Here is a 25,758-nt window from a genome sequence, read left to right as displayed (position 1 = left end):
GCGGCTCAGTGAGCCGCGACATGCCCACCCAGATAGGCATCGGCGACGCGGCTGTCACTCGCCAGCTCCTTGGCGGAGCCTTCCATGACGATCTTGCCGCCCTCGATGACGGCGGCCCGGTCGGCGATGCGCAGCGCCGCCTTGGCGTTCTGCTCGACGATCAGGATCGAGTAGCCCTGCGCGCGGATCTCTTCCACCAGGTCGAAGATGAAGCGCACCAGCATCGGCGCAAGGCCGAGCGAGGGCTCGTCGAGCAGCAGCACCTTGGGCCGGCGCATCAGCGCACGGCCGATGCACAGCATCTGCTGCTCGCCGCCCGACAGGGAGCCCGCGCCCTGCTTGAGCCGCTCCTTCAGCTTGGGGAACAGCCCCAGCACCCGGTCCAGCTCGGCCGTCTTCAGCGGCCCGCCGCCGATGGTCAGGTTCTCCAGCACGCTCATGTTGGAGAAGATCTGCCGCCCCTCGGGGGCCTGGAGAATGCCCAGATCGACGATCTGGTGGCTCTTCAGGCCGACGATGTTCTTGCCCTCGTAGCGGATCTCGCCGCCGGTCGGGTGGTAGATGCCGGAGATGCAGCGCATCAGGCTGGTCTTGCCGACACCGTTGGCGCCGAGAATGGCGTAGATGCCCTTCTCGGGGAGGTCCAGGCTGATGTCGTGCAGGATGTCCTGGACGCCGATCCGCAGGGACAGGTTTGCGATTTCGAGAACGTTCACTCGTCCACCCCCAGATAGGCTTCCAGCACCTCGCGGTTCTGCCGGACGACCGACGGTTCCGCATCGGCGATCTTCTTGCCCGACGCCAGCACGACGATACGCTCGCAAATGCTCATCACGAGGCCCATGTCGTGCTCGACGAGCATGACGGTGATGCCGCTGGAATGCAGGTCCTTGATGAAGGAGGCCAGCTCCGCCGTCTCGGAATCGTTCAGTCCCGCGGCCGGTTCGTCAAGGATCAGCAGGTCCGGGTTCATCGCCAGCGCGCGGGCGATCTCCAGATACTTGCGCTTGCCATAGGCAAGGTTGGCCGCAAGATCGTTGGCATACTGGGTCAGCTGGACCTTCTCCAGCGCCTCCCAGCTGCGCTCGGAGATCTGCTTCGAGCCCTTCGCCCCGCCGGCGATCGCCTGCCACGGGCTCTGGCCGATGGCCCCGACCGCGCCGACGGACACGTTGTCGAACACGGTCATGTTCGGGAACACGCGCAGGTTCTGGAACGTGCGCGAGATGCCCTTCGAGGCGATGACCGACGGCTTGAGGCCGCTGATCTTCTCGCCGCGATAGCGGATCTCTCCCGACGAGACCGGGGTGAAGCCGGAGATCAGGTTGAACAGCGTCGTCTTGCCGGCGCCGTTCGGACCGATCAGGCCGACGAGCTCCCGCTCCGCGACGGTGGTGGTGACGCTGTCGACAGCCATGAGGCCGCCGAAGCGCCGGGACACGTTGTCCACCTCAAGCATGGCGGTCATTTCCAGCCCACCTTCTGCTTGTCGGGATTGTCCTGCCAGGCGGACCCGAACTGACGGCGGATGAAGTTGAGCGAGGGCACCTCCCCGAACAGTCCCTTGGGCAGGAACAGGATCGAGAAGAACAGCACGAAGCCGACGATGACATTGCGCATGTCGCCGACGTCGCGCAGCGCCTCGGGCAGCAGGATCAAGAGCAGGGCACCGATGATGGCGCCGGGAATGCTGCCCAACCCGCCGACCACGACCATGGCGAGGATCAGGATCGATTCCGCGAAGTCGAAGTCCACCGGCGAGATATAGCGCGTGGTGTAGGCCCACAGGGCGCCCGCGATGCCGGCGAAGAAGGACGAGATCATGAAGGACTCGATCTTCAGCCGCACCGTGTTGATGCCCATCGCATCGGCGCACTGGTCGTCCTCGCGCAGGCTGCGCAGGGCATTGCCGTAGTAGGAATGGCTCAGCCGGTGGATGACCCAGATCGAGATGCAGACGATGGTCGCGACCACGAAGTAGATGCCCAGCTCGCTCTCGACAGGATAGCCGAACAGTTCGATCTCGGAGTTCAGGCTGACGCCGTTCGGTCCCTTCGTCACCTCGACCCAGTTCTGCAGGACGAGGAAGATCATCTGGCCGATGCCGAGCGTGGCGACGGCGAAGTAGATGCTGACGAGACGCATGGTCGGCAGTGCGACGACGAAGGCGATGGCCGCCGCGCCCAGGCCCGCCAGCGGCAGGCCGAGGGTGAAGCCGATACCGTAGTCGGCCCCGGCCAGCGCCGCGATATAGGCGCCGACGCCGTAGAAGGCGGCATGGCCCAGATGCAGAAGACCGGCAATGCCCGTGACCAGCTGCAGCGACACCGCCAGCAGCGAGAAGATCAGGGCGGTCATGACCACCTGGTAGATGTAGCCCTTGCTGAGATATTCGAGCAGGAACGGCAGGGCGACGAAAAGCACCGCCAGGATGGCGAGCTTCAGGCCCGCCGACTGAATGAAGTCCTTAGACACGTTCCCTCCTCGCTCCGAAGAGCCCCTGCGGGAAGAACACCAAGGTGACGATGAGGAAGATGTACGCGACCATGTCGGCCCAGACCGACGAAACGAAGGTCGTCGACAGGCTCTCCGCCACGCCCAGCACCAGCGCCGCGATCACCGCTCCCGGAATCGAGCTCAACCCGCCCATGACCATGGCGACGAACGCCTTGACGCCGGGGATGAAGCCCATCGAGGGGAACACCGCGCCGTAGTAGAGGCCGACGAGAATGCCGGCGAGCGCGCCCATCATCGAGCCGATGACGAAGGTCAGCACGATGGTGCGGTCGGTGTTGATGCCGACATATTTCGCGCCCAGCGGATTGTTCGACACCGCGCGGATCGACAGGCCGATGGAGCTGTAGCGCAGCAGCCACTGCAGGCCGCCCAGCATCAGCACCGAGACCACGAAGATGATGATGTCGCCGTTGACGATGGTGACCGGGCCGAGCGAAATCGGCTTGTTGATCAGGTAGCTGATGTCGATGGTCTGGAACTCGGACCCGAACAGCAGCTCCATGGCCTCGCGGGCGATGATCGACATGGCCAGCGAAGACATCAGCGTCGCCTCGCGCATGGCCCGCGATTTCAGCGAGGCTTCGTCCGAGAATCTTCGGAATGGTCTGAACGCCACCCTTTCCAGGCTGAAGCCCGCCAGCGCACCGACCGCCAGGACGATGAAGACGATGACGAGGAACGGCGGGCCGAAGGCGGCGATCGCCATGATGCCGGCGAAGGCGCCGATCGTGTAGACCTCGCCATGGGCGAAGTTGACGACGTTGAGAACGCCGAAGATCAGCGTGAAACCGATGGCCATCAGGGCATAGACCATGCCCAGCGATATGCCGATCGTCAGCTGCTGGAGGTAGTAGGGATCGATCACGGGTGTCTGTCCTGGCTAGGAACACGGGGACCAGGCGAAAGGGTGACGCTCCCCGCCCCCGGGGTCCGGGTGATGGCGGCGGCAGGTCACCGATACGCGCAGGCCTGCGGAGCCCGGCTGCGTCTTCCCTCCCCGGGCCATGGGCGCCCGGAGAGGGAAAAGCGCGAACGTTACTTGAGCGGGACGAACTGGCCGTCGGTCACCGTCGCCTTGGTGAGCTGCTTCAGGGCCTCGCCGTTCTCGTCGAAGGACGTGACACCGGTGACGCCCGGGAAGTCCTTGGTCTTGGCCAGCTCGTCGCGGACGTTCTGGCGCGAGACGTCCGGATAGGCGCGGGCAACGGCCTCGAGCATGATGTTCACCGCGTCGTAGGCCTGGGCCGGGAACTGGCCGGGCTCGGCGCCGTCGCGGGCGGCCTTCCACTCGTCGACGAAGGTCTTGACGTTCTCGTTCTCGCTGTTGGGCAGGAAGGTGACCGTCAGGAACAGGCCTTCGGCGGCAGGACCGGCCAGCTCGACGAGCTTCTGGTTGTAAGCGGCCGAGGTCGAATAGACCGGGGTCTCGACGTTCAGCTGCTTCATCTGCTTCAGGAACTGGGCGCCGTCCTCATAGAAGAAGCCCGTGTAGATCGCGTCCGGCTTGGCGCGCTCGATCTTGGTGATGATCGAACGGAAGTCCGGCAGGCCGCGGTTGAAGAACTCGGTGAAGACCACCTCGCCGCCATTGGCCTTCACCTTCTCGGCGAAGTCCTTGACCACCGACTGGCCCCAGTCGGTCTGCTCGGCGATCACCGCGATCTTCTTCAGGCCCTGCTCGTTCATCCAGTCGGCGTTGTAGACGCCTTCCTGGGCCTGGGTGGTGATGTTGCGGAACTGCCACTCGGAGATCTTGGCGAAATCCGGGTGCGAGGCGGTCTGGCTCAGCTGGGCCATCTCGGCGCGCTTGTAGACCTGGGCAGCGGCCATCGAGACGGTGGAGGTGAAGTCGCCGAGCGCCGCGACGATGCGGCTGTCGTCGACGAACTTGCGGGCGATGGCCACGCCTTCCTTGGCGTCGGAGCGGGAGTCCTCGAAGATGATCTCCACCGGCACCTTCAGCTTGCCGGAGGCGTTGAAGTCCTTGAGGGCGATCTCGGCGGCCGTCTTGAAGTCCTGGCCGTACTGGGCGGTGTTGCCGGTCAGCGGCAGCTGGTAACCGAGATAGACCGGCCCTTCGGCCATCGCGCCGAAGGGAACGGCGAGCATGCCGGCAACGCCGGCGAGCAACCCGAGAGTGGTCCTGCGAGACATCGTCATAGTGATCTTCTCCTGTCTTCTGGAAGAGATTTTGGTTTGTTGTTTGATGGGATCACCCCGCAGCCGGGATGACAGTCAGCTCAGCCTGCACTTGCGCCCGGCTCTACCCGCAGCAGGCAGCAACCGGTCTTGCCCTTTGTCCAGGTTTCGCCCTTGAAGGTAAACCCGGCCTCGGTGAACAGGCCACCGTCGATGGCGCCGGCAGCCTTGCAGAGCAGCTCGAGATCTTCCTCGTTGCGGCCCTGTTCCGTCCACGTGTCCTTCAGCGGACAGCGGTGGAACTGGATTTCCAGTCTCTCGTCGTCGCACTTCTTGATCTCGGGCGCAAACATCTGTGCCGAGCACGGGATGCCGCCGATGAAGGCGTCCTTCAGGCCCGGCAGGTTGTCGGGGCCCAGATGCGCGAACTTCTTGCCCATGTCCTGGCCGAGACGACGGGTGGACTCGGCGATCAGCTCGACGGCGCGGTCGGCGCCATACGCCTCTCGCAGGACGTCGAACATGTGCGCATAGGCCTTGGCGCGCATGGCGAAGGCCGCCTTCAGCATGTCGAGCGTGACGACCGGCTCGTTGGTGGTTTCCTGGGTCATATGGGGCATCGTCCTTTTGCTTGTCTTTGCTTGGGTCAGTCGCGGCCGTCGCGCCACCGGTACAGCTGAAGCATGGCCGGCGGGGCGAAGGTCTTGACGAGACCGTGCATGGGGATTGGCTTGGGATCGGACATCGGCAGGGCGAGCTGCGAGACCGGCATGCCGGCGATCGCCGCTGCGAATTCCCGGCCGAGCGACACCGAAAGGGCGACGCCGCGGCCGTTGCAGCCGGCCCAGCACCAGAAATCGGGGCCGAGCTGGCAGATGAAGGGGAAGCGGTCCTCGGTCATGCCGATATAGCCGTTCCACACGAAGTCGAACTCCGGCTTGCCGAGCACCGGGAAGGCCGTCTGCAGGCGGCGGCCGACGATCTCGCGCAGCCGATCCGGGCCGTTGTGACCGAGTGCCAGCGCGCCGCCGGTCACCAGGCGACCCCGCTTGTCGTAGCGGAAGAAATGCAGGTCGCCATGGGTGTCGGAAACCGCCTGACGGCCCGGCACCACCACCTTGCGCTGGTCATCGGTGAGCGGACGCGTCGCCATCTGCCAGGACAGGACCGGCACGACGGAGCGCGCCACCTTCGGCGCCAGCTCAGAGGACAGGAAACCGGTATAGGCGTTGCTGGCCAGCATCACTGCGCGGGCGACGACCTCTCCGGTCGGCGTGCGCAGGTGCCAGCGGCCGTCGCGGCGTTCCACCGCCTCGACCGGGCTTTTCTCGCGGATCGCGACGCCCTTCGCCTCGCAGGCGCTTGCCAGGCCGCGCGCCAGTGCCAGCGGATTGATATGGCCGCCGGTCGGGTTGTACATGCCGCCGAACCAGCGATCCGAGCCGAGCAGCTCGGCGCATTCGGCCGCCTCGACCAGGCGGGCCGGTGCGCCGCGCTTTGCCCAGGCGTCGACGCGGGCCCGGCTCAGCTTCAGCCGGCTTTCCCGGTGCGCGGGCTGGAACCAGCCCGTCTGCTCGGCCTCGCAGTCGATCCCTTCCTCGCGGACGGTGTCGAACAGGTATGAAGCGCTGTCGCGCACCAGGGCGACGAACCGCTCGCCGGCATCGCCGAATCGCGTCTCGATCGCGTCCGGCTCGGCGGCCGTCATGGTCGGGATCACCTGGCCGTTGTTGCGGCCCGATCCGCCGAAGCCGACCTCCATGCCTTCCAGAACCGTGACCTGGTGCCCTGCCCTTGCCAGGTGCAGCGCCGTGGAAAGGCCCGAGAATCCCCCGCCGATAACCGCAACGTCGGTATCGAGCCGACCGGCAACGGCCGGTGCGGCCTGGCGCGACGGGGCGGTGTCCGCCCAAAGGGATGCCGAGATCTGTTTGCTGGAAAACATGGATGGTCCGTATTCAGGAGACCCGTGATGGGGGTTTGTGGATAGAAGCTCTCGCCCCGGCGATCAACTGGCTGTGAAGAAGCGGCAGCTCCTCGGGCCGCCAGAACCAGCGCAGGCTGTCGGCCTCGCCGCAGTCCCCGCACGGCTCGCTTGCAAGGCCTGCGAGCGCTGCTTCCTGCTCGTCCGCCAGCCGGTGCGCCGTTGCAAGGCAGGTTTCGAAGTCCGGCACCTCGGCCCCCATTTCCACAGGCGATGCAGCATCGGGAGCCAGCGCTTCGAGCAGCGTTGCCGGCCGAGCCTTGGGACGCTCAGCCCCGTTCATCGTCCACACGCCCGACTGCGGGTTGACCTTGTACAGCGACATGAAGGCTGCGCCATGGGCCGCGACGAAACGCACCGCCTCGATGATATAGTCGGTGGTGCGCTCGTCGAAGAAGTAGTTGAAGCCGAGACGCACCCAGCCCGGACGCAGTACGCTCTGCCCGCCGCGCACTTCCTGCTGGTGACGCAGTGCATCGTCGTCGCCGATCCCCAGCAGCGCATGGCCGTAGGGCCCGGCGCAGGAGCAGCCGCCGCGCGCCTGGATGCCGAACAAATCGTTCAGCAGGGCGACGACGAGGCCGTAATGCAGCTTCTTGGTGCCGCTGCGGATGTTCAGCGCGAAGACGCCGATGCGCTCGGCCTCAAGCGGGCCCAGCAGCTCGATGTTCGGATCCTGCGCCCAGTTGCGCATGGCGCGGACCACCATCGCCGCCTCGCGGCGCTCGATTTCGTGCGCGCCGACCCGGTCCTTCAGTTCCAGCGCAAGGCCGGCCTTGATGTCGCCGACGATGTTGGGCGTGCCCGCTTCCTCGCGCCGCTCGACGCTGGAGACGTAGCAATGCCCTTCCGCGGTCACATAGCTGACCGTGCCGCCGCCGGTGGCGGTCGGCTCGATGCCCTCGAACAGCGCCTTGTCGCAGATCAGGAGGCCGGACGCGCCCGGCCCGCCGACGAACTTGTGCGGCGACAGGAACAGCGCGTCAATATGGTCGCCCGCGCCCTCGGCAGTTCCGGAAATGCAGATCGGCATGTAGGGGGCGCCGGCCGCATAGTCGCAGAAGAACAGCGCATCATGCGCATGCAGCAGCTTCGCAATCGCCCGCACATCGCTCTTGACGCCGGTGACGTTGGAGGCAGCCGAAAACACACCGATGCGCGGCACGCCCTCGCCGACGGCGGCAAGCTCGCTCGCCAGCGTGTCGAGGCAGATCCCGCCGGCCGCATTCAACGGAATGCGACGGATGCGGGCGCCGGTCTCGCGCCAGGGCAGATCGTTGGAATGGTGTTCGTAGGGGCCGACGAAGACCACCGGCAGCTCGCTCTCGGGCGTCTCGGCCGCCGTTGCGCGTCGCGGCAGACGGCCCTGCAGCTGCAGGGCGCGCACCAGCTTGTTGACGCCGGAGGTGGCGCCGGAGCCTGTGAAGATCACCGCATGGCGCGCGTCGGCACCGACCGCCTTGCGGATCGTCTCGCGGGCGGCTTCGCGCAGCACCGTCGTCTGCCGGCCGGTATACGAGGTTTCGGTGTGGGTGTTGCCGTAGTCGGGCAGGATGCGGTCGCGGATCAGGTCTTCGATGAAGGACAGCCCGCGCCCGGAGGCCACGTAGTCCGCATAGACGAGCGGGCGCACGCCGAACGGCGTTTCGATCGCCCGCCCCTCACCGATGACGCCGGCGCGGATCCGCGCGATGCGCGCGTCAGCGTCCGCCATCGACAGCGTCGAGTGGTAGTCGGGTACTTCGCTTGATTTGTTCCATTGAGAAACAGGATGTGACATCATTGAGCTCGATGAGATTGATGAACTTCTTGTAGAAGGCGTCGTAGGACGAATTGCTCTTGGTGATTACCTTCAAGAGATAGTCATACTCGCCCGCCAGTCGGTTCACTTCCACGATTTCCGGGAATAAACTCACGACGTTGTTGAACTTCTCCAGCCATGCGGTGTTATGCTGGCTGGTCCGTATCATCACGAAAACCGTGAGCTCGAGGCCGATCCTGCTTTGATTCAAAAGCGTTACGCGGCCGTCGATATACCCCTCTCGCTCGAGCTTCTGGAGGCGACGCCAACACGGCGTTGTCGAGAGACCTACCTTCTCAGAAACCTGAGCTATAGATAGGCTAGCATCATCTTGAATTACAGAAAGTATTTTCCTATCAAACTCATCAATTTGCATCACACATTCTACCTCTGGAATTTTTGTTAGGATATTCATCCTACAAAAATGGAAATCCAAGTCCACTGGAGAATGAGCTTTCTAAACTTCAAAGCCGTCGAAAAAGCGGGTAGGCAATGCCTGCCCAAAAGGCGGGCAGACATTTCAACCCATGCGCGTTTTCAGGGATTGTCTTTCGCGTCTAGCGCGTTTGCACGCCGATCATGTTGTCGCCCCGTCCCCGGACCTTGCCGGAACACCGTCCGGTGTGCGGAACAGGAGATCAGCCAGCAGCGGATTGGGGAACCGGCGCTCCACCGTCACCGCCAGGAAGACCTCGGTGATGCCGGGCAAGGGGCTGGCCTCCACCAGCATTCCGTTTGCCAGTTCGTCCCGCACGACAATCGGCGGAATGACCGCAAGTCCCGCGTCTTCGCGGGCCAGCAGGCGGATCATCGTCATGTCGTCGACTTCGGCCGCGATGCGCGGGACCACGCCGAGGCGCGCGGCCAGCACGTCGAAGCCGGAGCGGATCGCCGTCTCGCGGGTCGGCAGAACCAGGGGCTCGCGCGCCAGCAGCTCCACCAGCGGACGCCCCTGCCCCGCCCGCTCCGGCGTTCCGATCAGACCGGCCGCCTGTTCGGCAACGCGGTGAACCAGATACCGGCGGGCCTCGTCGCGCGCCGGCGCCACGTTGGTCAGCACCACGTCCAGCGCCAGCGATTCCAGCCCGGCGAGCAGTTCCTTCTGGCTGCCCGAGCGCACCACCACGTCCACATCCGGCTTGCCGATGACCGGCAGCAGGAACTGGATCTGCAGGTTGCGCGACAGGGTGCTCAGCGCGCCGACCCGCAGGGCGCGCGGCTTCTGCCCGCCGCCTTTCAGCGTCGCCGACAGGTCTTCTGCGGTGCGGAAGATCGCCTGCGCATGGTCGAGGGCGATGCGCCCCGCCTCGGTCAGCACCAGCCCGCGCCCGCGCCTCTCGAAGAGGTCGTGCCCCAGCGATCCTTCCAGCGCTTTCACCTGCGCCGACAGGGCAGAGGCCGACAGGTTGAGCCGGCGCGCCGCTCCGGTCAGCGTCCCGTCCTCGGCGACGGCACTGAACAGGCGAAGATGATGGAGGTTGAGCGGCGGCATGATCCCTTTCCGCTGATCGTTCTATTGAATAGAATGATTTCCGCTTAAATATGTAATTTTCTTGAATATTGGCAAGCGATATCTCCGGCGCGCACTTCACTTGCGGAGATTCCCCATGTTCCCCACGGCGCTCGCCCCCCTGCCGCTTCTGCTCATTGCCGCCTGCGCCCTGGCCCGCCCCGGTCGCCGACCGGGCGCATTGCCGGTGCTCGCCGAGGGCGCCGCGCTGCTCTCCCTCGCGCTTGCCCTTGCCGGCGCGCTCCATCTGGCCATCGGCGGCCCGGCAACGCTCGCCGTCGGCAGCGGCGCCTTTGCCCTGGCGCTCACCCTCGACACGGTGTCGGCGGTCATGTCGGTTCTGGTCGCCTTCGTCGGCTGGGTGGTGGTGCGCTTCTCGCGCAGCTATCTCGACGGCGAGGCGCGGGAGGGCGCCTTCCACGGCCTGCTGCTCGCCGCCGTCGCCGCCGTCCTCATGCTGGTACAGGCCGCCACCCTGCCGGTCCTGATCCTCAGCTTCGTCCTCGTCGGTGTGCTGCTGCGGCAGTTGCTGCTGTTTTACCGCGAGCGGCCACAGGCCCGGCGGGCCGCGGCCAAGTTCACCCTCGCCTGGACCGCCGGCGACGCTGCGCTGCTGCTTGCCGCGCTCGGCTTCTGGGCCGCCTTCGGCACGCTGTCGCTCGCTGGGATCGGCGATGCGGCACGGGCCGGCGACATGCCGCTTGCCGCCGACATCGCCGTGTTGCTGGTCGTGCTCGCCGCGCTGCTGAAGACGGCGGCCTTTCCCCTGCACGGCTGGCTGACCGAGGTGATGGAAGCCCCCACCCCGGTCTCGGCGCTGCTGCATGCGGGCATCATCAATGCCGGCGGCCTGCTGCTCATCCGCCTTGCCGAGCCGGTGCAGGCAAGCCCGGCGGCGATGACGCTGCTGGTCATGCTCGGCGGTTTCTCGGCCCTGTTCGGCGCGCTGGTCATGCTGACCCAGAGCGCGGTGAAGACGGCGCTCGCCTGGTCGACGGTCGCGCAGATGGGCTTCATGCTGCTGCAATGCGGCCTCGGCCTGTGGCCGCTCGCCCTGCTGCACATCCTTGCCCACTCGCTCTACAAGGCACACGCCTTCCTCTCCTCCGGCACGGCGGTGCACGCCGTGCAGGCAACGCGGCGGCCCGGCCCCGTCGCCGCGCCAGGCCTTGCCGCGGTGGCGCGCGCCTTCCTGCTCGCCCTCGCTCTTTATGCGGCCGTTGCCGGTGCCTTCTCGCTGCTGCCGCTGGAAAAGTCTGCACAGGCGCTGGCGCTCGGCGCGATCCTGATCTTCGGCGTCGCCTATCTGGTGGCGCAGGGTCTGGCCGACGCCGCCCCCGCCGCCCTCACCCGCAAGACCGCCAAGGCCTCGGTCGCGGCCGCCATCGGCTATTTCGGCTTCCACGTGCTGGCCGGGCTGGTGGTCGGCGGCGCGCTGCCCGCCCCGCCCCAGGCCGGCCCGCTGGAATGGGCGCTGATCGCCCTGGCGCTCGCCTCCTTCGGCGGTGTTGCCGTCGCACAGGCGCTGTTCCCGCACTGGGCGCATCACCCGGCGACCGCCGGGCTGCGGGTCCACTTCGCCAACGGCTTCTACGTGAATGCCGCCGTCGACCGCCTGATCGGCGGCTTCCGGCTCCCCTCGTCCCACTGATCCTCGGAAGGTTCCATCATGCTTACGCCTCCGACCTCCCTTGCCACGCCGCAGGTTACCGCTCTTCTCCAGGCGGCAGACCGGGCCGCCCGGCGGGTGCCGCCGGCCTTCCCGCTGGACGCCACCGTCGCCGTCAATCCGTTCCTCGGCCAGACCGGCGAGGACATGGCAGAAGCCGCCGCGCGCCTTGCGCGGGTCGCCGGCAGCGACATCGTGCCGGCACGGCGTCTCCATGCCGGCGCGCTCGCCGCGCACAAGATCACCGCGCAGGACCTGCAGGACGCGCTCGATGCCGCCTCCTTCGCCGACAAGCCGGCGGACATCGAGACCTTGCGGGCGCGCCTTGCGCAGCCCGCTGCCGCCCCCTCGCCGCTGCCGACGCTCGCCGATCTTGCCGCCGGCGCCACCGGCACCGACTGGCCGGAGATCGTCGCCCGCACCACCGGGCTTTGGGCCGCCGGCCATTTCGACCGGGGACAGGCGCTGTGGACGCCGGCGCCCGGCCGCTCCGCCTTCGCCGCCTGGCGGGAATGGGCGCAGCACGACCTGACGCCCGAGCTTGCCGGACTTTCCGGCTTCTGCCGGCATGTCGCCGCCTGTCCGGACACGCCGGAGCGGGCGATCCTGCGCGCATCCGCTGCGCTCGGCATTGCCGGCCCGGCAGCGGAAACCCTGTTCCACCGGCTGCTGGTCGATCTCGGCGGCTGGGCCCAGCACGCCCGCTACCTGCTCTGGCAGGCAGAGCTTTCAGGAAGCACCGACGCCACGCTGACGGATCTTCTCGCCATCAGGCTCGTCTTCGAGGAGGCCCTGTTGCTGACCTTTGCGGATCGGGTAAGCCAGGACTGGCGGGGCGTGCTCGCCGCTCATACCGAGGCGCCCAGGCCCACCGCCGACCAGATCGCCGATGCCATCCTGCAGGACGCGGCCGAGCGTGCGTTCCAGCGGCGGCTCGCCGCCCGTCTCCAGGCTCCGGAGAAAAACGCGAAAACCGAACGGCCCGCCCTGCAGGCGGCCTTCTGCATCGATGTGCGCTCGGAAGTGTTCCGGCGGGCGCTGGAAAGCCAGGATGCCGGCATCCGGACGCTCGGCTTTGCCGGCTTCTTCGGCCTGCCGGTCGCCCACCACCCGCACGGTTCGGTGGAGAGCGAAGCGCATCTTCCCGTGCTGCTGACGCCGGGCATGACCTCCACCGCGCAGCTGGAGCCGCAGGCCGAGACGGCCGGGCGGATCACGGCGCGGGCGCGGCGGGCGTGGAACCGCTTCCGGCAGGCCGCCGTCTCCTCGTTCGCCTTCGTGGAGGCGGCCGGCCCGCTCTATGCGGCAAAGCTGCTGCGCGATGCGCTGTCGCTGGCGCCCGCACATCACCACGCCCACCACCACGGCTGCGCGCCGCGGCTCGATCCGGCACTGACCGCCCGGCAAAAGGCCGAGACCGCGGCGACCGTGCTCAAGGCGATGTCGATGACGCAGGGCCATGCCCGGCTGGTGCTGCTGCTCGGCCACGGCGCCAGCACGACCAACAACCCGCAGGAGAGCGCCTATCACTGCGGTGCCTGCGGCGGTCACACCGGCGAGGTTTCCGCGCGGCTGCTGGCGCAGCTTCTCAACGATCCCGAGACCCGCACCGGGCTTGCCGAGATGGGCCTGCCCGTCGCCGCCGACACGCTGTTCGTCGCGGGCCTGCACGACACCACCACCGACGAGGTGACGCTCTTTGCGAAGGACGCGCCGTCGGAGGAGCATGCGGCGGATCTCGCCTTCGCGCGGGAAAAGCTCGCCGAGGCGGGACGGCTCGCCCGGATCGAGCGGGCAACCCGGCTGCCGGGCGCCAGCCACGACCGGCTGGCCTTGCGGGCGCGCAACTGGGCAGAAACCCGGCCCGAATGGGGCCTTGCCGGCTGCTCCGCTTTCATCGCCGCGCCGCGCGGCGTCACCGCCGGGGCGGATCTCGGCGGGCGAGTCTTCCTGCATTCCTACGACTGGCGGGCGGACGAGGGCATGAAAGTGCTGGAGCTGATCCTCACCGCGCCGGTGGTCGTGGCGAGCTGGATCTCGCTGCAATATTACGGCTCGACCGTCGCGCCAGAGCTCTTCGGCGGCGGCAACAAGCTGCTGCACAACGTGGTCGGCGGCATCGGCGTCGTGGAGGGCAATGGCGGGCGGTTGCGCGCCGGCCTGCCGCTGCAGGCGGTCAGCGACGGGGCGCGGCTGATGCACGAGCCGCTGCGGCTGTCGGTGCTGGTGGAGGCCCCGCGCGAGGCGGTGCACGACATCCTGTCCCGGCACGAGGGCTTGCGCGCCCTGTTCGACAAGGGCTGGATGCACCTGTTGCTGCTGGAAGACGGCAAGGTCTCGGCCCGCTACCGGCCCGGCCTTGCCTTTGAAACCGTGACGTTGCCGCTGCAGGAAGCGGCATAAAACAGAAGCTCCGGCCCGCCACGCGCGGGCCGGACACCGACGGCAGGACGGCTCAGCCGGCTTCTGCCGCCAGGTCCTGGCGACCGTCGATCACCTGCTCGAAGTCCGACAGCATGGCGATGGTGGACAGCGCCGAGCGGCCGAACTTGCTCGCCGTCGCCAGGAGCAGCGACTTGCGCGCCGCCTGCATCGCCACCTTCTTCACGGCGATCTTCGACAGGTCGTAGTCCATCACCCGCCCCTCGGCATCCACCGCGGAGCAGCCGATCAGCGCATAGTCGAGCCGCAGGCCCTGCAGCGCCAGCATCGTCTCCTCGCCGACCAGCGAGCCGTCTCGCCCGGCCACCCGCCGGCCGATCACGTTGACGTCGTGGCGCGAGGGATCGAAGGCGAGCGCGGCACGCATGCTGTTGGTGAAGACGCGAAAGCCCGGGCGAGCATTGAGCGCCTTGGCGGCCATTTCGACCGTGGTCCCGACATCGAGGAAGAGGCTCGCCCCGTCGGGCACGCAGGCCGCCGCCGTCTGCGCGACCCGCACCTTGTCCTCCACGGAGAGCTGTTCCTTCTGCCCGTGGTCGAGCCGCAACGTCTCGGTCTGGCCGGTGACCCCGGCCCCGCCGTGGAAGCGCTGCAACCGGCCGGCATCGGCCAGCGCGATGATGTCGCGCCGGATCGTCTGCGCCGATACGCCGAACTCCTCGGCAAGGCTCTCGATGGTGACGAACCCGTTGCGCTCGGTGAGCGCCAGGATCTCGCGCTGGCGGGGGCTGAAGGCCGACAAGGGCTCGACTCGATTCATGGACTTGTCGTACTCCGCTATTTGAATGTAAAAAAGTTTACATCAACGATCGGAGCCGGCCAATGGGTAACACGCGTTATTTTCTGTCTGATGACACCGTCCACAGCGAGCAGGGTCGCCTCGATGTATGGAGCTGGCGCTGGCAGGTCTGCGCGCTTCCCGCCGATGCCCGCGCCGTTTCCGCCCACGAGGCGCTGGCCGCCATCGGTGCGAAGGGCGGCGCCCGCCGCGTGCCCGTCGGCATCATCGGGCCGCGCGCGGCAACGCCGGAACAGTATGCCGGGGCCGAGGCCGTGGGCCGGGCGCTCGGCGCCCTCGGCCTGACCGTGATCTGCGGCGGCAAGAGCGGCGTCATGGAGGCTGCAGCCAAGGGTTGCCGCGAGGCCGGCGGCCTCACCATCGGCATGCTGCCTGACCATGACTGGCGCTGCGCCAACGACCACATCGCCATTCCGATCGCCACCGGCCTCAGCGAGGGCCGCAACATGATCATCGCCAAGTCGTCGGCCGTGCTGGTCGCCGTCGGCGGGTCCTACGGCACCCTGTCGGAGATCGCCTACGGCCTGCATTTCTCCAAGCCCGTCATCGGCCTGCTCGGCGCGCCGGAGGTCGAGGGACTGGAAATGGCCAGCGATCCGGACGATGCGGTCGAGCGGCTTTGCGGGCATCTGATGGCAATGGCGAGTTCGTCATAAAAGTTACACGCATGCCCTTCACAATGTAAGAAAGCTTACAGGCTGGCACACACGATGAGCACCACCCCGACACTGGAACTGCAGGGCGTCACGCGCCGGTTCGGACCGCAAACCGTTCTCGACCGCGTCAACGTCTCCATTCCCTCCGGCAGCTTCACCGCGCTGCTGGGCGCGTCCGGCTGCGGCAAGTCGACGACCCTGCGCATCATGGCCGGGCTCGACCGGCCGAGCGAGGGGGCCGTGCTCCTGAACGGCGCGGATGTGGCCGACCGCACCGCCCACGAGCGCAACGTCGCGATGGTGTTCCAGTCCTATGCGCTCTACCCGCATCTGAGCGTGGAGCAGAACATCGCCCTGCCGCTGGCCATGCGCCACCTGACGACGCTCGGCCGCATGCCTGTCCTCGGCCGCTTCGCCCCCGGCAGCGGCGAGGCGCGCGCGAAGATCCGCCGTGCGGTCGGCGAAGTGGCGGAAATGCTCGGCCTGGAGCAGCTGCTGCACCGCAAGCCGGCGCAGCTCTCCGGCGGCCAGAAGCAGCGTGTCGCGCTCGGCCGCGCATTGGTGCGCGATCCCGTGCTCTTCCTGCTCGACGAGCCACTGTCCAATCTCGATGCCCGGCTGCGCGTGAAGATGCGCTCCGAGCTCGTCGCCCTGCACAAGCGCACCGGCCGGCCCTTCGTCTACGTCACCCACGACCAGTCCGAGGCCATGGCGATGGCCGACCAGATCGTCGTGATGATCGGCGGACGGGTCGCCCAGGCCGGCACCCCGCAGGACCTTTACGAGCGCCCCGCCTCGCGCGAGGTCGCCGGCTTCATCGGCACCAATGCCATCAACTTCTTCGAACCCGGCAGCGCGCCGGCCGGCCTGCACCCGGCGGCCGGCTCGGCGGTGATCGCGCTGCGGCCCGAGCATCTGAGCCCGGCCGCCTCCGGCACGGTCGAGGCCCGGCTCGAGACGGCGGAATATCTCGGCTCGGAGGTGGTGCTGGCCCTGCGGGCGGAGAGCGGCGCTGAGCTGCGGGCCATCGCGCCCGGCAACTACGCCATTCCCGCCCCCGGCAGCGCCGTGCGCCTCGGCTTCGACCCGGCCCAGGTGCATGTCTTCGACGCCGCATCCGGCCAGCGCATCGGAGAAGCGGCATGAGGCGCATGTCGATTGCCCGCCGCGAGGCCCTGACCACGCTCTGGCTCGCAGGTCCCGCGACGCTGGCGATGGTGCTGTTCATCTTCCTGCCCGTCGCCATCGTCGCCCTGCTCTCCTTCACCGACTATCAGTTCGGCGCCACCACGCTGAACTGGACGGGGCTGGAGAACTACCAGCGCCTGCTCGGCTCGACGCTGGGGCAGCGGGCCATCACCAACACCCTGCTTTACGTGGCCATCGTCATTCCGGCCTCCGTCGCGCTCGGCCTGCTGGTCGCGCTCGGCCTGCACCGGATGACCGGCTGGGCACCGGGTCTCGCCCATGCGCTGCGCGCCGTCTACTTCCTGCCCGTCGCCGCGACGCTGGTCGCCATGTCGGTCGCCTGGCAGATGGTGCTGCATCCCTCGCTCGGCGTGGTCAACCACGTGCTTGCGGCCCTTGGCGGCGAGCCGCGCAACTGGCTCAGCGACCGGGGCCTGGTGCTCTACACGCTGGCGGTGATCGGCATCTGGCAGACCGTCGGCTACAACATGGTGCTGTTCCTGGCCGGCCTCGTCGCCATCCCGCCGGAGCTCTACGACGCGGCAGAGGTCGACGGAGCGGGCGGCGGCTGGTCGCGCTTCTGGACCGTCACCTGGCCGATGCTCGGGCCCACCACCCTCTTCGTGCTGGTGGTGACGGCGACCAACGCCTTCCGGGTGTTCGAGACCGTCGCCACGCTGACGCGCGGCGGCCCGGCCTTCGCCTCCGACACGCTGGTCTACGCGCTCTACCGGGAAGGCTTCGTCTACTTCAAGGCGGGCTATGCCAGCGCCATCACGATGGTCTTCTTCGCCTTCCTGCTGATCCTGACCTTCGCGCAGATCCGCATCGTCGAGAAGAAGGTGCATTACAGATGATCCGCAAGCTGGTCGGCCGTACCGTTTCCACCGCGCTGCTGCTCCTGGGAGCCGCCGCGATCCTCCTGCCCTTCATCTGGATGCTGTCGCTGTCGGTGAAGCCGCGCGACGAGATCTTCAGCACCGAGATCGCCCTGCTGCCCTCGCGGCTGGAATGGCGCAATTTCGTCGTGGCGCTGACCAGCACCGACGTGCCGCTGTTCCTGTGGAACGGGCTGGTCGTCGTTGTCGGCATCCTCGTCTTCCAGCTGGTGTTCGCCGTGCCTTGCGCCTATGCGCTGGCGCAGCGGACCTTCCGGGCCCGCGCGCTGGTCTTCGGCCTCGTTCTGGCGGGGCTCCTGGTGCCGTTCCACGTCACCGCGATCCCGATCTTCCTCGGCTTCGCCCAGGCCGGCATCCTCAACACCTACTGGGCGCTGATCCTGCCGTTCATCCCCACCGCCTTCGGCATCTTCCTGTTCCGCCAGGCGATTTCGCAGCTCCCCACAGAGCTGTTCGAGGCGGCGCGCGTCGACGGGTTGAGCGAGACGGCCATCGTCTGGCGCATCACCTTCCCCCTGGTGCTGCCGGCGGCAACCGCCTTTGCGATCTTCTCGGTGACCGCGCACTGGAACGACCTGTTCTGGCCGCTGATCGCCACCACCGATCCGCAGCTCGCCACGCCGCCGCGCGGCATCCTCTACTTCCGCGACGAGGAGTCGGGCGACGATGTCGGTCCGCTCATGGCCGCGGCTCTCATCATCACCGCGCCGCTGGTCATCGCGTTCCTGCTGGCGCAGCGCAAGTTCACGCAAGGTCTCGCCGCAAGCGGCCTGAAGTGAAGCGGGTACCCGACAACCACAGACGCGGGAAAAACCGCGCAGCACGAAACGTCAACCAGGAGTGTCAAGCATGAGACGTGCCCTATTCGCCGCGGCTTTCGCGCTCGTCGCCAGCAGCGCCACTGCCCAGGAGACCGAGATCCGCGTGCACTATGCGATCCCGACCATCTGGGCCGATACGCAGAAGGCGCTTGCCGAGGCCTTCATGGCCAAGCATCCCGACATCAAGGTCACCCTGGACGGCCCGGCCGAGGGCTATCCGGAAGGCGTGCAGCGCCTGCTGCGCGAGGCCGTCGCCGGCACCGCGCCGGACGTTGCCTATGTCGGCCTCAACCGCTGGCGCATCCTGCAGGATCGCGGCCTGACCCAGCCGCTCGACGGCTTCCTCGGCGACAACCCGGCAGAGCAGGGCTACACCCCGGCGCTGCTGTCGCTCGGCAGCTTCAAGGGCCAGCAGCACGCGCTGGCGACCTCCGCCTCGACGCTGGTCATGTATGTGAACCCGAAGCTGGTCGAGCAGGCCGGCGGGTCCATGGACAACTTCCCGACCACCTTCGACGGGGTGATCGAGCTCGCCGCCAAGATCAACGCGCTCAGCGACACGATCGACGGCGTGTGGATCGACCGTCACGACTGGCGCTACCAGTCGCTGCTCGGCGCCTTCGGCGGCCGTCCGATGAACGAGGACGAGACCGACATCACCTTCGACAGCGAAGCGGGCATCGAGGCCGCGCGCCTCTACCAGCGCTTCGCCAAGGAAGCGGGCATGAAGTCCTACGCCGACAGCGACGCACGCCAGGCCCTTCCGGCCGGCACGCTCGGCATCATGTTCGAGAGCTCCTCTCTGCAGACCCGCTTCGAGCAGGGCGCGGGCGATGCCTTCAAGGTCACCGTCAAGCCGCTGCCGCTGGGCACCGACGACGAGGCGTCCGTCTACTTCCCGACCGGCGGCTCGGGCATCGTCATGCTGACCAAGGACGAGGCCAAGCAGAAGGCGGCGTGGGAGTACATTTCCTTCGTCACCGGGCCTGAGGGCCAGAAGATCATCGTGGAGAACACCGGCTATGCTCCGGCCAACTCCATCGTGGTCGAGGACAAGGAGTATCTCGGCGCCTTCTACGAGAAGGACCCGAACGCGCTCGTGGCCCACACCCAGATCGCCCGCCATGCCGGCCCCTGGTACGCCTATCCGGGCGCCGAGGGCGTCGCGGTCACCGACCTGATCGCCGCCGCCCTGGTGGAAGTGACAGAAGGCGCCGATGCCGAGGCGACCATCAAGGATCTTGCCGAAACGCTGCGCGTCCAGCTCGGCATGAAATAAGCCGGTCTCTCCCAAGACCGGATTGGAGATGGCCGCACCTTCGGGTGCGGCCATTTTCGTTCTGGCGTCAGTCGTCCTGCCCGGCGCGGACTGAGCCGCGTCAGTCGTCCTGATAACCGCGCACGTAGCGCTCGAACCCGTCGACCAGCGCCAGCGCCTCGGGGCTCAGCTTGTCGCCATGCGGCTTGATGATCGAGTATTCGAACCGGTCGGCGATCTCGACCGGGCGCATCACCCCGCCCATCAGCATGTGGTCGCGCGCGGTGAACGCATCGACGATCCCGACGCCCAGCCCCCGCATCACCAGCGCCGAGACGATGTGCGAGAGGTAGGATTTCATCTTCTGCACCGGCGGCCGCCGCATCTTGGCGAACACGCGGTCGAAGGCGCGGCCGGACATGGTGGAGTCCACGAAGCCGATGAAGTCGACGCCCGCCAGATCCTCCTCGCGCACGATGTCCTGCTCGCCGAGCGGGTGGCCGGGCGGCCCGATGAAGCGGAACGGCACCGAGCCGCTGCCCACCACATCCACCTCGTGCTTGTGGCGCGTGGGAATGCCGAAGCCGATCTGGCACTGGCGCAGCGCCACCTGCCGCACCACCGGCAGCGTCGTCATCGACAGGAACTCGGCGCGGAACTCGGGCCGCTCCTGCGACAGCAGCGCGATGACGCCGGGCAGCGCCGACTGGGCGATGGCCGGGGCCGCGGCGATGGTCAGCGTCGCCCGGTAGCCCTGGCGGATCTGGGTCGCGGCCCGCTCGATCTGGCCGAGGCCGACGAAGCTGCGCTCGACCTCGGTCCACAGCTCGTGCGCCTCGCGGGTGGCGACGACCCGCCCGCCCCTGCGGCTGAACAGCGGCAGCTGCAGCCGCTCCTCCAGATCGCGGATCAGACGGCTGACGGCAGGTTGCGAGATCGCCATCTCGTCGGCGGCGGCGGAGACCGTTCCCGCGCGCATGACGCAGCGGAAAGCTTCCAGGGAGCGCTGCGAAATCGACGAGACCATAACATTTCCGCATATTCGTGGAAGGAAACGGTATTTGCCTTATACCCGGCACCTTCGCACTCTGACAACAGCAGACAGTCTGGAGGGGCGACGTGAGCGCGGCAGACGATCACCGGCAGGTTCCGGCAAGCACGCAGGTCGTGGTCATCGGCGGAGGCATCGTCGGTGTCTGTACCGCCCTCTTCCTCGCCGAAAAGGGCATTCCCGTCGTCCTGTGCGAGAAGGGCCGCATCGCCGGCGAACAGTCCTCGCGCAACTGGGGCTGGATCCGCAAGGCCGGCCGCGACAACCGCGAACTCCAGCTGATGATCGAGAGCGCCGGCATGTGGCGCGACCTCGCTCCGCGCCTTGGCGAGGACATCGGCTACGGCATTCGCGGCACCACCTATCTCGCGGCCAACGAGAAGGAGCTGGAGAAGCACCAGACCTGGCTGCGCGACAATGCCGGTTTCAACCACGGTTCCGTTCTCCTCAGCCCGCAGGAGACGGACGACCTGCTCAAGCGCAACGACCGACAGTTCGCCGGCGCCCTGCACACCCCGTCAGATGCCACCGCCGAGCCGTCCCTCGCCGTTCCGGCGATGGCGCGCTACGCAGCGCGTCTCGGCGCCACGATCATCGAGGGCTGCGCCGTCCGCTCCATCGAGCGCGCCGGCGGCAAGGTCCGCTCCGTCGTCACCGAACATGGCGAGATCGCCTGCCAGAGCGTGGTTCTGGCAGGCGGCGTGTGGTCGCGCACCTTCCTGGAAAATCTCGGCCTGTCGCTGCCGCAGCTGGCGGTGAAGTCCTCGGTCCTGCGCACGACGCCCGGTCCCGAGGTCATCGCCGGCGCCGTCGGCGCCACGAAAGCCTCGCTGCGCCGGCGCGCCGACGGCGGCTACACCATCGCCCGCTCGGGCGCGGCGGAGTTCCAGCTGGTGCCGGCCGCCTTCCGTCATTTCCTCGACTTCCTGCCCGTGCTGGCCGACCGCTGGCAGATGATGAAGATCCGTCTCAGCGGCGATTTCTTCGGCCCGCTCGGCCGCCATCGCTGGCAGGCCGACGAGGTTACCCCGTTCGAACAGGTGCGGGTGATGGATCCGGTGCCCGATCCGCGTCTTCTCGCCGATGTGCTGGCCGGCGCCAAGGCGCTGCATCCGCGCCTCGACGGCGTCGAGATCGCCCATAGCTGGGGCGGGTTGATCGACGTCATGCCCGACGAGATTCCCGTCGTCGACGAGCCCGCCGGCTGGTCGGGCCTCGTCGTCGCCACGGGCCTCTCCGGCCACGGCTTCGGCATCGGCCCCGGCGTTGCCCGCCTGGTGGTCCAGCAGATCGAGGGCGACACGCCGCTGGTCGACATGAAGCCCTTCGCCTACACCCGTTTCGGCAGAAAATCGAAGGCGGCCGCATGAACCATCCCGCCCTCGCCACGCCCGACGTGCTCGTCATCGGCGCCGGTATCACCGGCACCTCGGCAGCGCTCGAAATCGCCAGGGCGGGCGGGAGTGTGGAGGTCATCGACGCCTACGGCCCGGCCGCCATGGCCTCGGGCTGGACGCTTGCGGGCGTGCGCCAGTCGGGCCGCCATCCGGCGGAGCTGCCGCTGGCACTCGCCGCCGTCGAACTCTGGCAGGATCTTCACGAAGACCTCGGCGCGCCGACCGGCTACCGCCGCTCCGGCAACCTGCGCCTTGCCCGCACGGATGCGGAAGTCGCCACGATCCGCGCCCTCGTCGAGGACCAGACCCGGGCCGGCCTGCAGCTTTCCTTCCTGCCGGACCTCACCAGCGTGCGCGAGATCGCCCCGACCCTATCGGACCGGGTGCTTGCCGCCTCGTTCTGTCCCTCCGACGGCCATGCCGACCCGCTTGCGACCGTCACCGCCTATGCGACCCGTGCCGAGAGCCTCGGTGCGCGCCTTTCCTTCGGCGAGCGGGTCTTGCGGCTGGAGGCGGAGGGCGGGCGCATCGTGCGCGTCGTCACCGACCGCCGCACCCTCAGCCCCGGCACGGTGCTGATCGCCGCCGGTTTCCTTGTCAACGAGCTGCTCGCCCCGCTCGGCCACGGCATTCCGCTGCGCCGGCCGATGGTCACGGTGCTGCGCAGCGTGCCCTGCCCGCCCCTGCTCACCCCCGTGCTCGGCGTCGCCAATGCCAACATGGCCGCGCGCCAGGAGAACGACGGGCGCATGCGCGTCACCAGCGGCATGGAGGAGTGGGCCGGCGAGATCGTCGAGACCGGCGGGCGCCCCACCATCCGCCCGCGCATGCGGGCCCTTGGCGAGACCATCGCCAAGGTCGCCGAGGTGCTGCCGGGCTTTGCCGAGGTCGAACTGGCCGAGTGCTGGGCCGGCGCGCTCGACCTGACGCCGGATGCGCTCCCGGTGATCGACCGGCTGCCCGGCCTCGACAATGCGGTCGTGGCGGCGGGCTTTTCCGGCCACGGCTTCGGCATCGGCCCGATCACGGGCCCCATCGCCGGCCGCATCGCGCTCGGGCGGGAGCCCGGCCACGATGTGTCCGCCTTCCGCTACGGCCGCTTTGCCGCACAAACCGGCCCCGATGCGCCGCTGACCCTGCACGGATAGAGGAGACAAGCCCATGCTCAATCCCGAAGGCCGCGTGGTCATGGTGTCCGGCGCCAGCCGGGGCATCGGGCTGGCGATCACCCGCAAGCTGCTCGACAAGGGCTACAGCGTCAGCGCCGGCGCGCGGAACCCGGATGCGCTCGCCGAGCTCTTGGCGGATGCGCCGGGCGACCGGTTCCTGTGCGCCCGTTACGATGCCGCCGACCGCACGACCCATGGCGCGTGGCTGGCGGCGACGCTTGCCCGCTTCGGCCGCCTCGACGGGCTGGTCAACAATGCCGGCACCTCCAACACCTTCTCCATCGAGAGCGGCGAGGAGGAGGACCTCGACGCGCTGTGGACGATCAACGTCAAGGGGCCGCTGTTCCTGACGCGGGCCTGCCTGCCGCATCTGAAGGCCGCCGGCAGCGGCCGGGTGATCAATGTCGCCTCGCTCTCGGGCAAACGCGTGCGCAATGAGAACATTGCCTATAACATGACCAAGCACGCCCTCATGGCGCTGACCCACGGCACCCGCCGCATCGGCTGGGATCATGGCGTACGCGCCACCGCCGTCTGCCCGAGCTTCGTCGCGACCGACCTCACCGACGGGGTCACCAAGATCTCCCGGGAGGAGATGATCCACCCCGACGATTTCGCCGAGATCACCGCCCTGGCGCTGGCCCTGCCGAACACGGCAGCCATGGCGGAAATGCTGGTAAACTGCCGGCTTGAAGACACGCTGTGAGGAGCAGCGTGACCGTAAAAAGGGCCCCATAGACAAAAAAATACAAAACAAAACATCGACCAGAGGACAGGACCATGAAAACCGGACTGGGAATTGCACTTGCAGCCTTGCTGGCGACAGGACAGGCCTATGCCGCCGGAACGACCCTGAATGTGGGTATGGCGAGCGCGGATGCGGGCAAGCTCGACCCGCATGTGGCGACCTCCACCCCCGACAAGGGCCTCCTTCACTGGATGTTCAACGGTCTGGTGCGGATCAAGCCGGGCGAGGCGAGCCCGGAATTCATCGAGCCGGACATCGCCAGCAGCTGGACCACCTCCGAGGACGGCCTGACCTGGGTCTTCTCCCTGCGCGACGACGTGGAGTGCCACGGCGACTACGGCAAGATCGACGCGGAGGACGTGGTCTACTCGCTGAAGCGCTCGGCCAATACGGACATCTCCGCCTTTGCCAAGGACTACACCGCCTTCGACAGCGTCGAGGCGACCGGCCCGATGGAAGTCACCATCAAGCTCAAGAACAAGATCCCGAGCCTGCTCGGCCTGCTGGTGCCGTATCATGGCGGCAACATCGTATGTAAGGACGCGGTCGAGGCGCTCGGCGAGAACTATCAGCGCACTCCCGTGGGCACCGGCCCCTTCATGTTCGCCGAATACCAGCCGCAGCAATATGTGAAGCTGGTCGCCAACCCGGAATATTTCCGCGGCGAGCCGAAGATCAAGGAAATCTACTACCGTTACATCCCGTCCGACTCCTCGCGTGACCTGGCCTTCCAGTCCGGCGAGGTCGACATGATCTACGGCAAGCAGGAACAGACCTGGGTCGAGCGCATCAAGCAGGTGCCGGGCACGGTCGTCTCGGTGATGACGCCGGGTGAGATGTCGGTCATCCACCTCAACATGACGATGCCGCCGCTCGACGATCTGCGCGTGCGCAAGGCCGTCGCCCATGCGATCAGCCGCGACGCCATGGTCCAGTTCAAGGGCCCGGACGTCACGCTCGCGGCGATCTCGCCGGTGCCCGAGGGGCATCTGGGCTACACCGCCGACGTGCCGACCTACGAGTATTCGGTCGAGAAGGCCAAGGCCCTGCTCGCCGAGGCCGGCCATCCGGACGGCGTGACGATCAAGGCGATCCACACCACGCTGCCGGGCATGCTGACCACCATGGAGGCGATCCAGGCCCTGCTGCGCGAGGCGAACATCAACCTTGAGATCGAGACCGTCGAGCACGCGACGTTCCACGAGCAGATCCGCAAGGACATGAGCCAGGTGACGCATTACGCGGCCGCCCGCTTCCCCGTCGCGGACGTCTACCTGACGCAGTTCTTCTACTCCCCGTCGATCGTCGGCACGCCGACGGCCATCACCAACTTCTCCCATTGCGCGGTTGCCGATGCGGAGATCGAGGCCGCGCGCGTGGAAGGCGACAAGCAGAAGCAGCTCGAGTACTGGGCCGAGGCCCAGCGCAAGATCATGGCGGAAGTCTGCGCCGTGCCGATCGTGCAGAGCATGCAGCTGTGGGCCTGGAAGGACACGCTCGACCTCGGCGTCGATGTGAAGGGTTCGCTGAACCTCAGCCCGCCCGTCACCGAAGCCGCGTCCTTCTCGCAGTGAGAAGCGCGTAAGCTCCGCACCGGAGGGCCCTGACCGGCCTTGCCGGCAAGTGACGACGCTTCTTCCGCCGGGCGCCCAGCGCGTGCCCGGCGGGGGCAGCGATCTCATCCGCCACGGTGGGTGCGTGCAGGCGCAT

The 25,758-nt window shown here is 67.6% G+C and carries 23 protein-coding genes; 11 read left to right on the top strand and 12 right to left on the bottom strand.

Annotation, left to right across the window (positions count from 1 at the left end; genetic code table 11):
* Positions 1–5 precede the first annotated feature (5 nt).
* The 10 genes from H7H34_RS05835 to H7H34_RS05790 form a co-directional block, all read right to left on the bottom strand.
* A complete protein-coding gene (locus tag H7H34_RS05835) occupies positions 6–716 on the bottom strand; it encodes an ABC transporter ATP-binding protein (RefSeq protein WP_067221308.1) in 711 nt (236 codons plus the stop codon).
* Positions 713–1,468 (bottom strand): ABC transporter ATP-binding protein, encoded by a 756-nt coding sequence (locus tag H7H34_RS05830; RefSeq protein WP_185924548.1) that lies wholly within the window; start codon positions 1,466–1,468, stop codon positions 713–715. The genes H7H34_RS05835 and H7H34_RS05830 overlap by 4 nt, the downstream gene beginning before the upstream one ends.
* Positions 1,465–2,475 (bottom strand): branched-chain amino acid ABC transporter permease, encoded by a 1,011-nt coding sequence (locus tag H7H34_RS05825; protein WP_371811364.1) that lies wholly within the window; start codon positions 2,473–2,475, stop codon positions 1,465–1,467. The genes H7H34_RS05830 and H7H34_RS05825 overlap by 4 nt, the downstream gene beginning before the upstream one ends.
* On the bottom strand, positions 2,468–3,382 hold the full coding sequence (locus H7H34_RS05820) for a branched-chain amino acid ABC transporter permease (protein WP_067221299.1): 915 nt from the start codon (positions 3,380–3,382) through the stop codon (positions 2,468–2,470). The genes H7H34_RS05825 and H7H34_RS05820 overlap by 8 nt, the downstream gene beginning before the upstream one ends.
* Before the next feature lie 170 nt (positions 3,383–3,552).
* Complete coding sequence (locus tag H7H34_RS05815; protein ID WP_185924547.1) at positions 3,553–4,677, bottom strand: ABC transporter substrate-binding protein; 1,125 nt, start codon at positions 4,675–4,677, stop codon at positions 3,553–3,555.
* 80 nt (positions 4,678–4,757) lie between these two features.
* Positions 4,758–5,267, bottom strand: coding sequence for an L-2-amino-thiazoline-4-carboxylic acid hydrolase (locus H7H34_RS05810; RefSeq protein WP_185924546.1), 510 nt, complete (start codon positions 5,265–5,267; stop codon positions 4,758–4,760).
* A gap of 35 nt (positions 5,268–5,302) precedes the next feature.
* Entirely contained in the window at positions 5,303–6,601 is a 1,299-nt protein-coding gene (locus H7H34_RS05805) for an NAD(P)/FAD-dependent oxidoreductase (RefSeq protein WP_185924545.1), read from the bottom strand.
* A gap of 13 nt (positions 6,602–6,614) precedes the next feature.
* A complete protein-coding gene (locus tag H7H34_RS05800) occupies positions 6,615–8,354 on the bottom strand; it encodes an aminotransferase class V-fold PLP-dependent enzyme (RefSeq protein ID WP_185924544.1) in 1,740 nt (579 codons plus the stop codon).
* The gene (locus H7H34_RS05795; protein ID WP_185926456.1) at positions 8,341–8,811 is read right to left on the bottom strand and encodes an Lrp/AsnC family transcriptional regulator; all 471 of its coding nucleotides are present in this window, start codon (positions 8,809–8,811) and stop codon (positions 8,341–8,343) included. Before H7H34_RS05795 ends, H7H34_RS05800 begins: the two co-directional genes overlap by 14 nt.
* A 207-nt stretch (positions 8,812–9,018) precedes the next feature.
* A complete protein-coding gene (locus H7H34_RS05790; RefSeq protein WP_185924543.1) occupies positions 9,019–9,933 on the bottom strand; it encodes a LysR family transcriptional regulator in 915 nt (304 codons plus the stop codon).
* A gap of 115 nt (positions 9,934–10,048) precedes the next feature.
* Here H7H34_RS05790 and H7H34_RS05785 point away from each other — a divergent pair, with 115 nt between their 5' ends.
* Entirely contained in the window at positions 10,049–11,602 is a 1,554-nt protein-coding gene (locus tag H7H34_RS05785; RefSeq protein ID WP_185924542.1) for a proton-conducting transporter transmembrane domain-containing protein, read from the top strand.
* An 18-nt stretch (positions 11,603–11,620) separates the two neighbouring features.
* The gene (locus H7H34_RS05780) at positions 11,621–14,023 is read left to right on the top strand and encodes a YbcC family protein (RefSeq protein WP_185924541.1); all 2,403 of its coding nucleotides are present in this window, start codon (positions 11,621–11,623) and stop codon (positions 14,021–14,023) included.
* Positions 14,024–14,075: 52 nt separating this feature from the next.
* On the opposite strand, the gene H7H34_RS05775 is transcribed toward H7H34_RS05780, so the two are convergent.
* On the bottom strand, positions 14,076–14,822 hold the full coding sequence (locus H7H34_RS05775) for a DeoR/GlpR family DNA-binding transcription regulator (RefSeq protein ID WP_083206296.1): 747 nt from the start codon (positions 14,820–14,822) through the stop codon (positions 14,076–14,078).
* 62 nt (positions 14,823–14,884) lie between these two features.
* On the opposite strand from H7H34_RS05775, the gene H7H34_RS05770 reads away from it, so the two are divergent.
* From H7H34_RS05770 to H7H34_RS05750, 5 genes are all read left to right on the top strand, one after another.
* Positions 14,885–15,517 carry a TIGR00725 family protein gene (locus H7H34_RS05770; RefSeq protein WP_185924540.1) on the top strand — a complete coding sequence of 211 codons (633 nt, stop codon included), beginning with the start codon at positions 14,885–14,887 and terminating at the stop codon, positions 15,515–15,517.
* A 54-nt stretch (positions 15,518–15,571) separates the two neighbouring features.
* Positions 15,572–16,663, top strand: coding sequence for an ABC transporter ATP-binding protein (locus H7H34_RS05765; RefSeq protein ID WP_185924539.1), 1,092 nt, complete (start codon positions 15,572–15,574; stop codon positions 16,661–16,663).
* Positions 16,660–17,562, top strand: a complete 903-nt coding sequence (locus tag H7H34_RS05760) for a carbohydrate ABC transporter permease (protein ID WP_067339258.1) — start codon at positions 16,660–16,662, stop codon at positions 17,560–17,562. Before H7H34_RS05765 ends, H7H34_RS05760 begins: the two co-directional genes overlap by 4 nt.
* Complete coding sequence (locus H7H34_RS05755; protein ID WP_185924538.1) at positions 17,559–18,383, top strand: carbohydrate ABC transporter permease; 825 nt, start codon at positions 17,559–17,561, stop codon at positions 18,381–18,383. Before H7H34_RS05760 ends, H7H34_RS05755 begins: the two co-directional genes overlap by 4 nt.
* A gap of 70 nt (positions 18,384–18,453) precedes the next feature.
* Positions 18,454–19,704 carry an ABC transporter substrate-binding protein gene (locus H7H34_RS05750; RefSeq protein WP_185924537.1) on the top strand — a complete coding sequence of 417 codons (1,251 nt, stop codon included), beginning with the start codon at positions 18,454–18,456 and terminating at the stop codon, positions 19,702–19,704.
* Positions 19,705–19,804: 100 nt separating this feature from the next.
* Here the strand turns inward: H7H34_RS05750 and H7H34_RS05745 are convergent, their stop codons facing one another.
* Entirely contained in the window at positions 19,805–20,710 is a 906-nt protein-coding gene (locus H7H34_RS05745; RefSeq protein ID WP_185924536.1) for a LysR family transcriptional regulator, read from the bottom strand.
* 92 nt (positions 20,711–20,802) lie between these two features.
* Between H7H34_RS05745 and H7H34_RS05740 the strand changes: the two genes are divergently transcribed.
* The 4 genes from H7H34_RS05740 (at position 20,803) to H7H34_RS05725 (ending at position 25,622) form a co-directional block, all read left to right on the top strand.
* Complete coding sequence (locus H7H34_RS05740) at positions 20,803–22,104, top strand: NAD(P)/FAD-dependent oxidoreductase (RefSeq protein WP_185924535.1); 1,302 nt, start codon at positions 20,803–20,805, stop codon at positions 22,102–22,104.
* Positions 22,101–23,279, top strand: a complete 1,179-nt coding sequence (locus H7H34_RS05735) for an NAD(P)/FAD-dependent oxidoreductase (protein WP_185924534.1) — start codon at positions 22,101–22,103, stop codon at positions 23,277–23,279. Before H7H34_RS05740 ends, H7H34_RS05735 begins: the two co-directional genes overlap by 4 nt.
* Before the next feature lie 13 nt (positions 23,280–23,292).
* Complete coding sequence (locus H7H34_RS05730; protein WP_185924533.1) at positions 23,293–24,006, top strand: SDR family NAD(P)-dependent oxidoreductase; 714 nt, start codon at positions 23,293–23,295, stop codon at positions 24,004–24,006.
* A 74-nt stretch (positions 24,007–24,080) separates the two neighbouring features.
* Complete coding sequence (locus tag H7H34_RS05725) at positions 24,081–25,622, top strand: ABC transporter substrate-binding protein (protein ID WP_185924532.1); 1,542 nt, start codon at positions 24,081–24,083, stop codon at positions 25,620–25,622.
* The last annotated feature ends 136 nt before the right edge of the window (positions 25,623–25,758 follow it).

The sequence above is a fragment of the Stappia sp. 28M-7 genome, from assembly GCF_014252955.1.
In the GTDB taxonomy this organism is placed as follows: domain Bacteria; phylum Pseudomonadota; class Alphaproteobacteria; order Rhizobiales; family Stappiaceae; genus Stappia.
The sequence above is the reverse complement of the archived record's forward strand: the minus strand, read 5'-3'. Positions and strand labels throughout refer to the sequence as shown.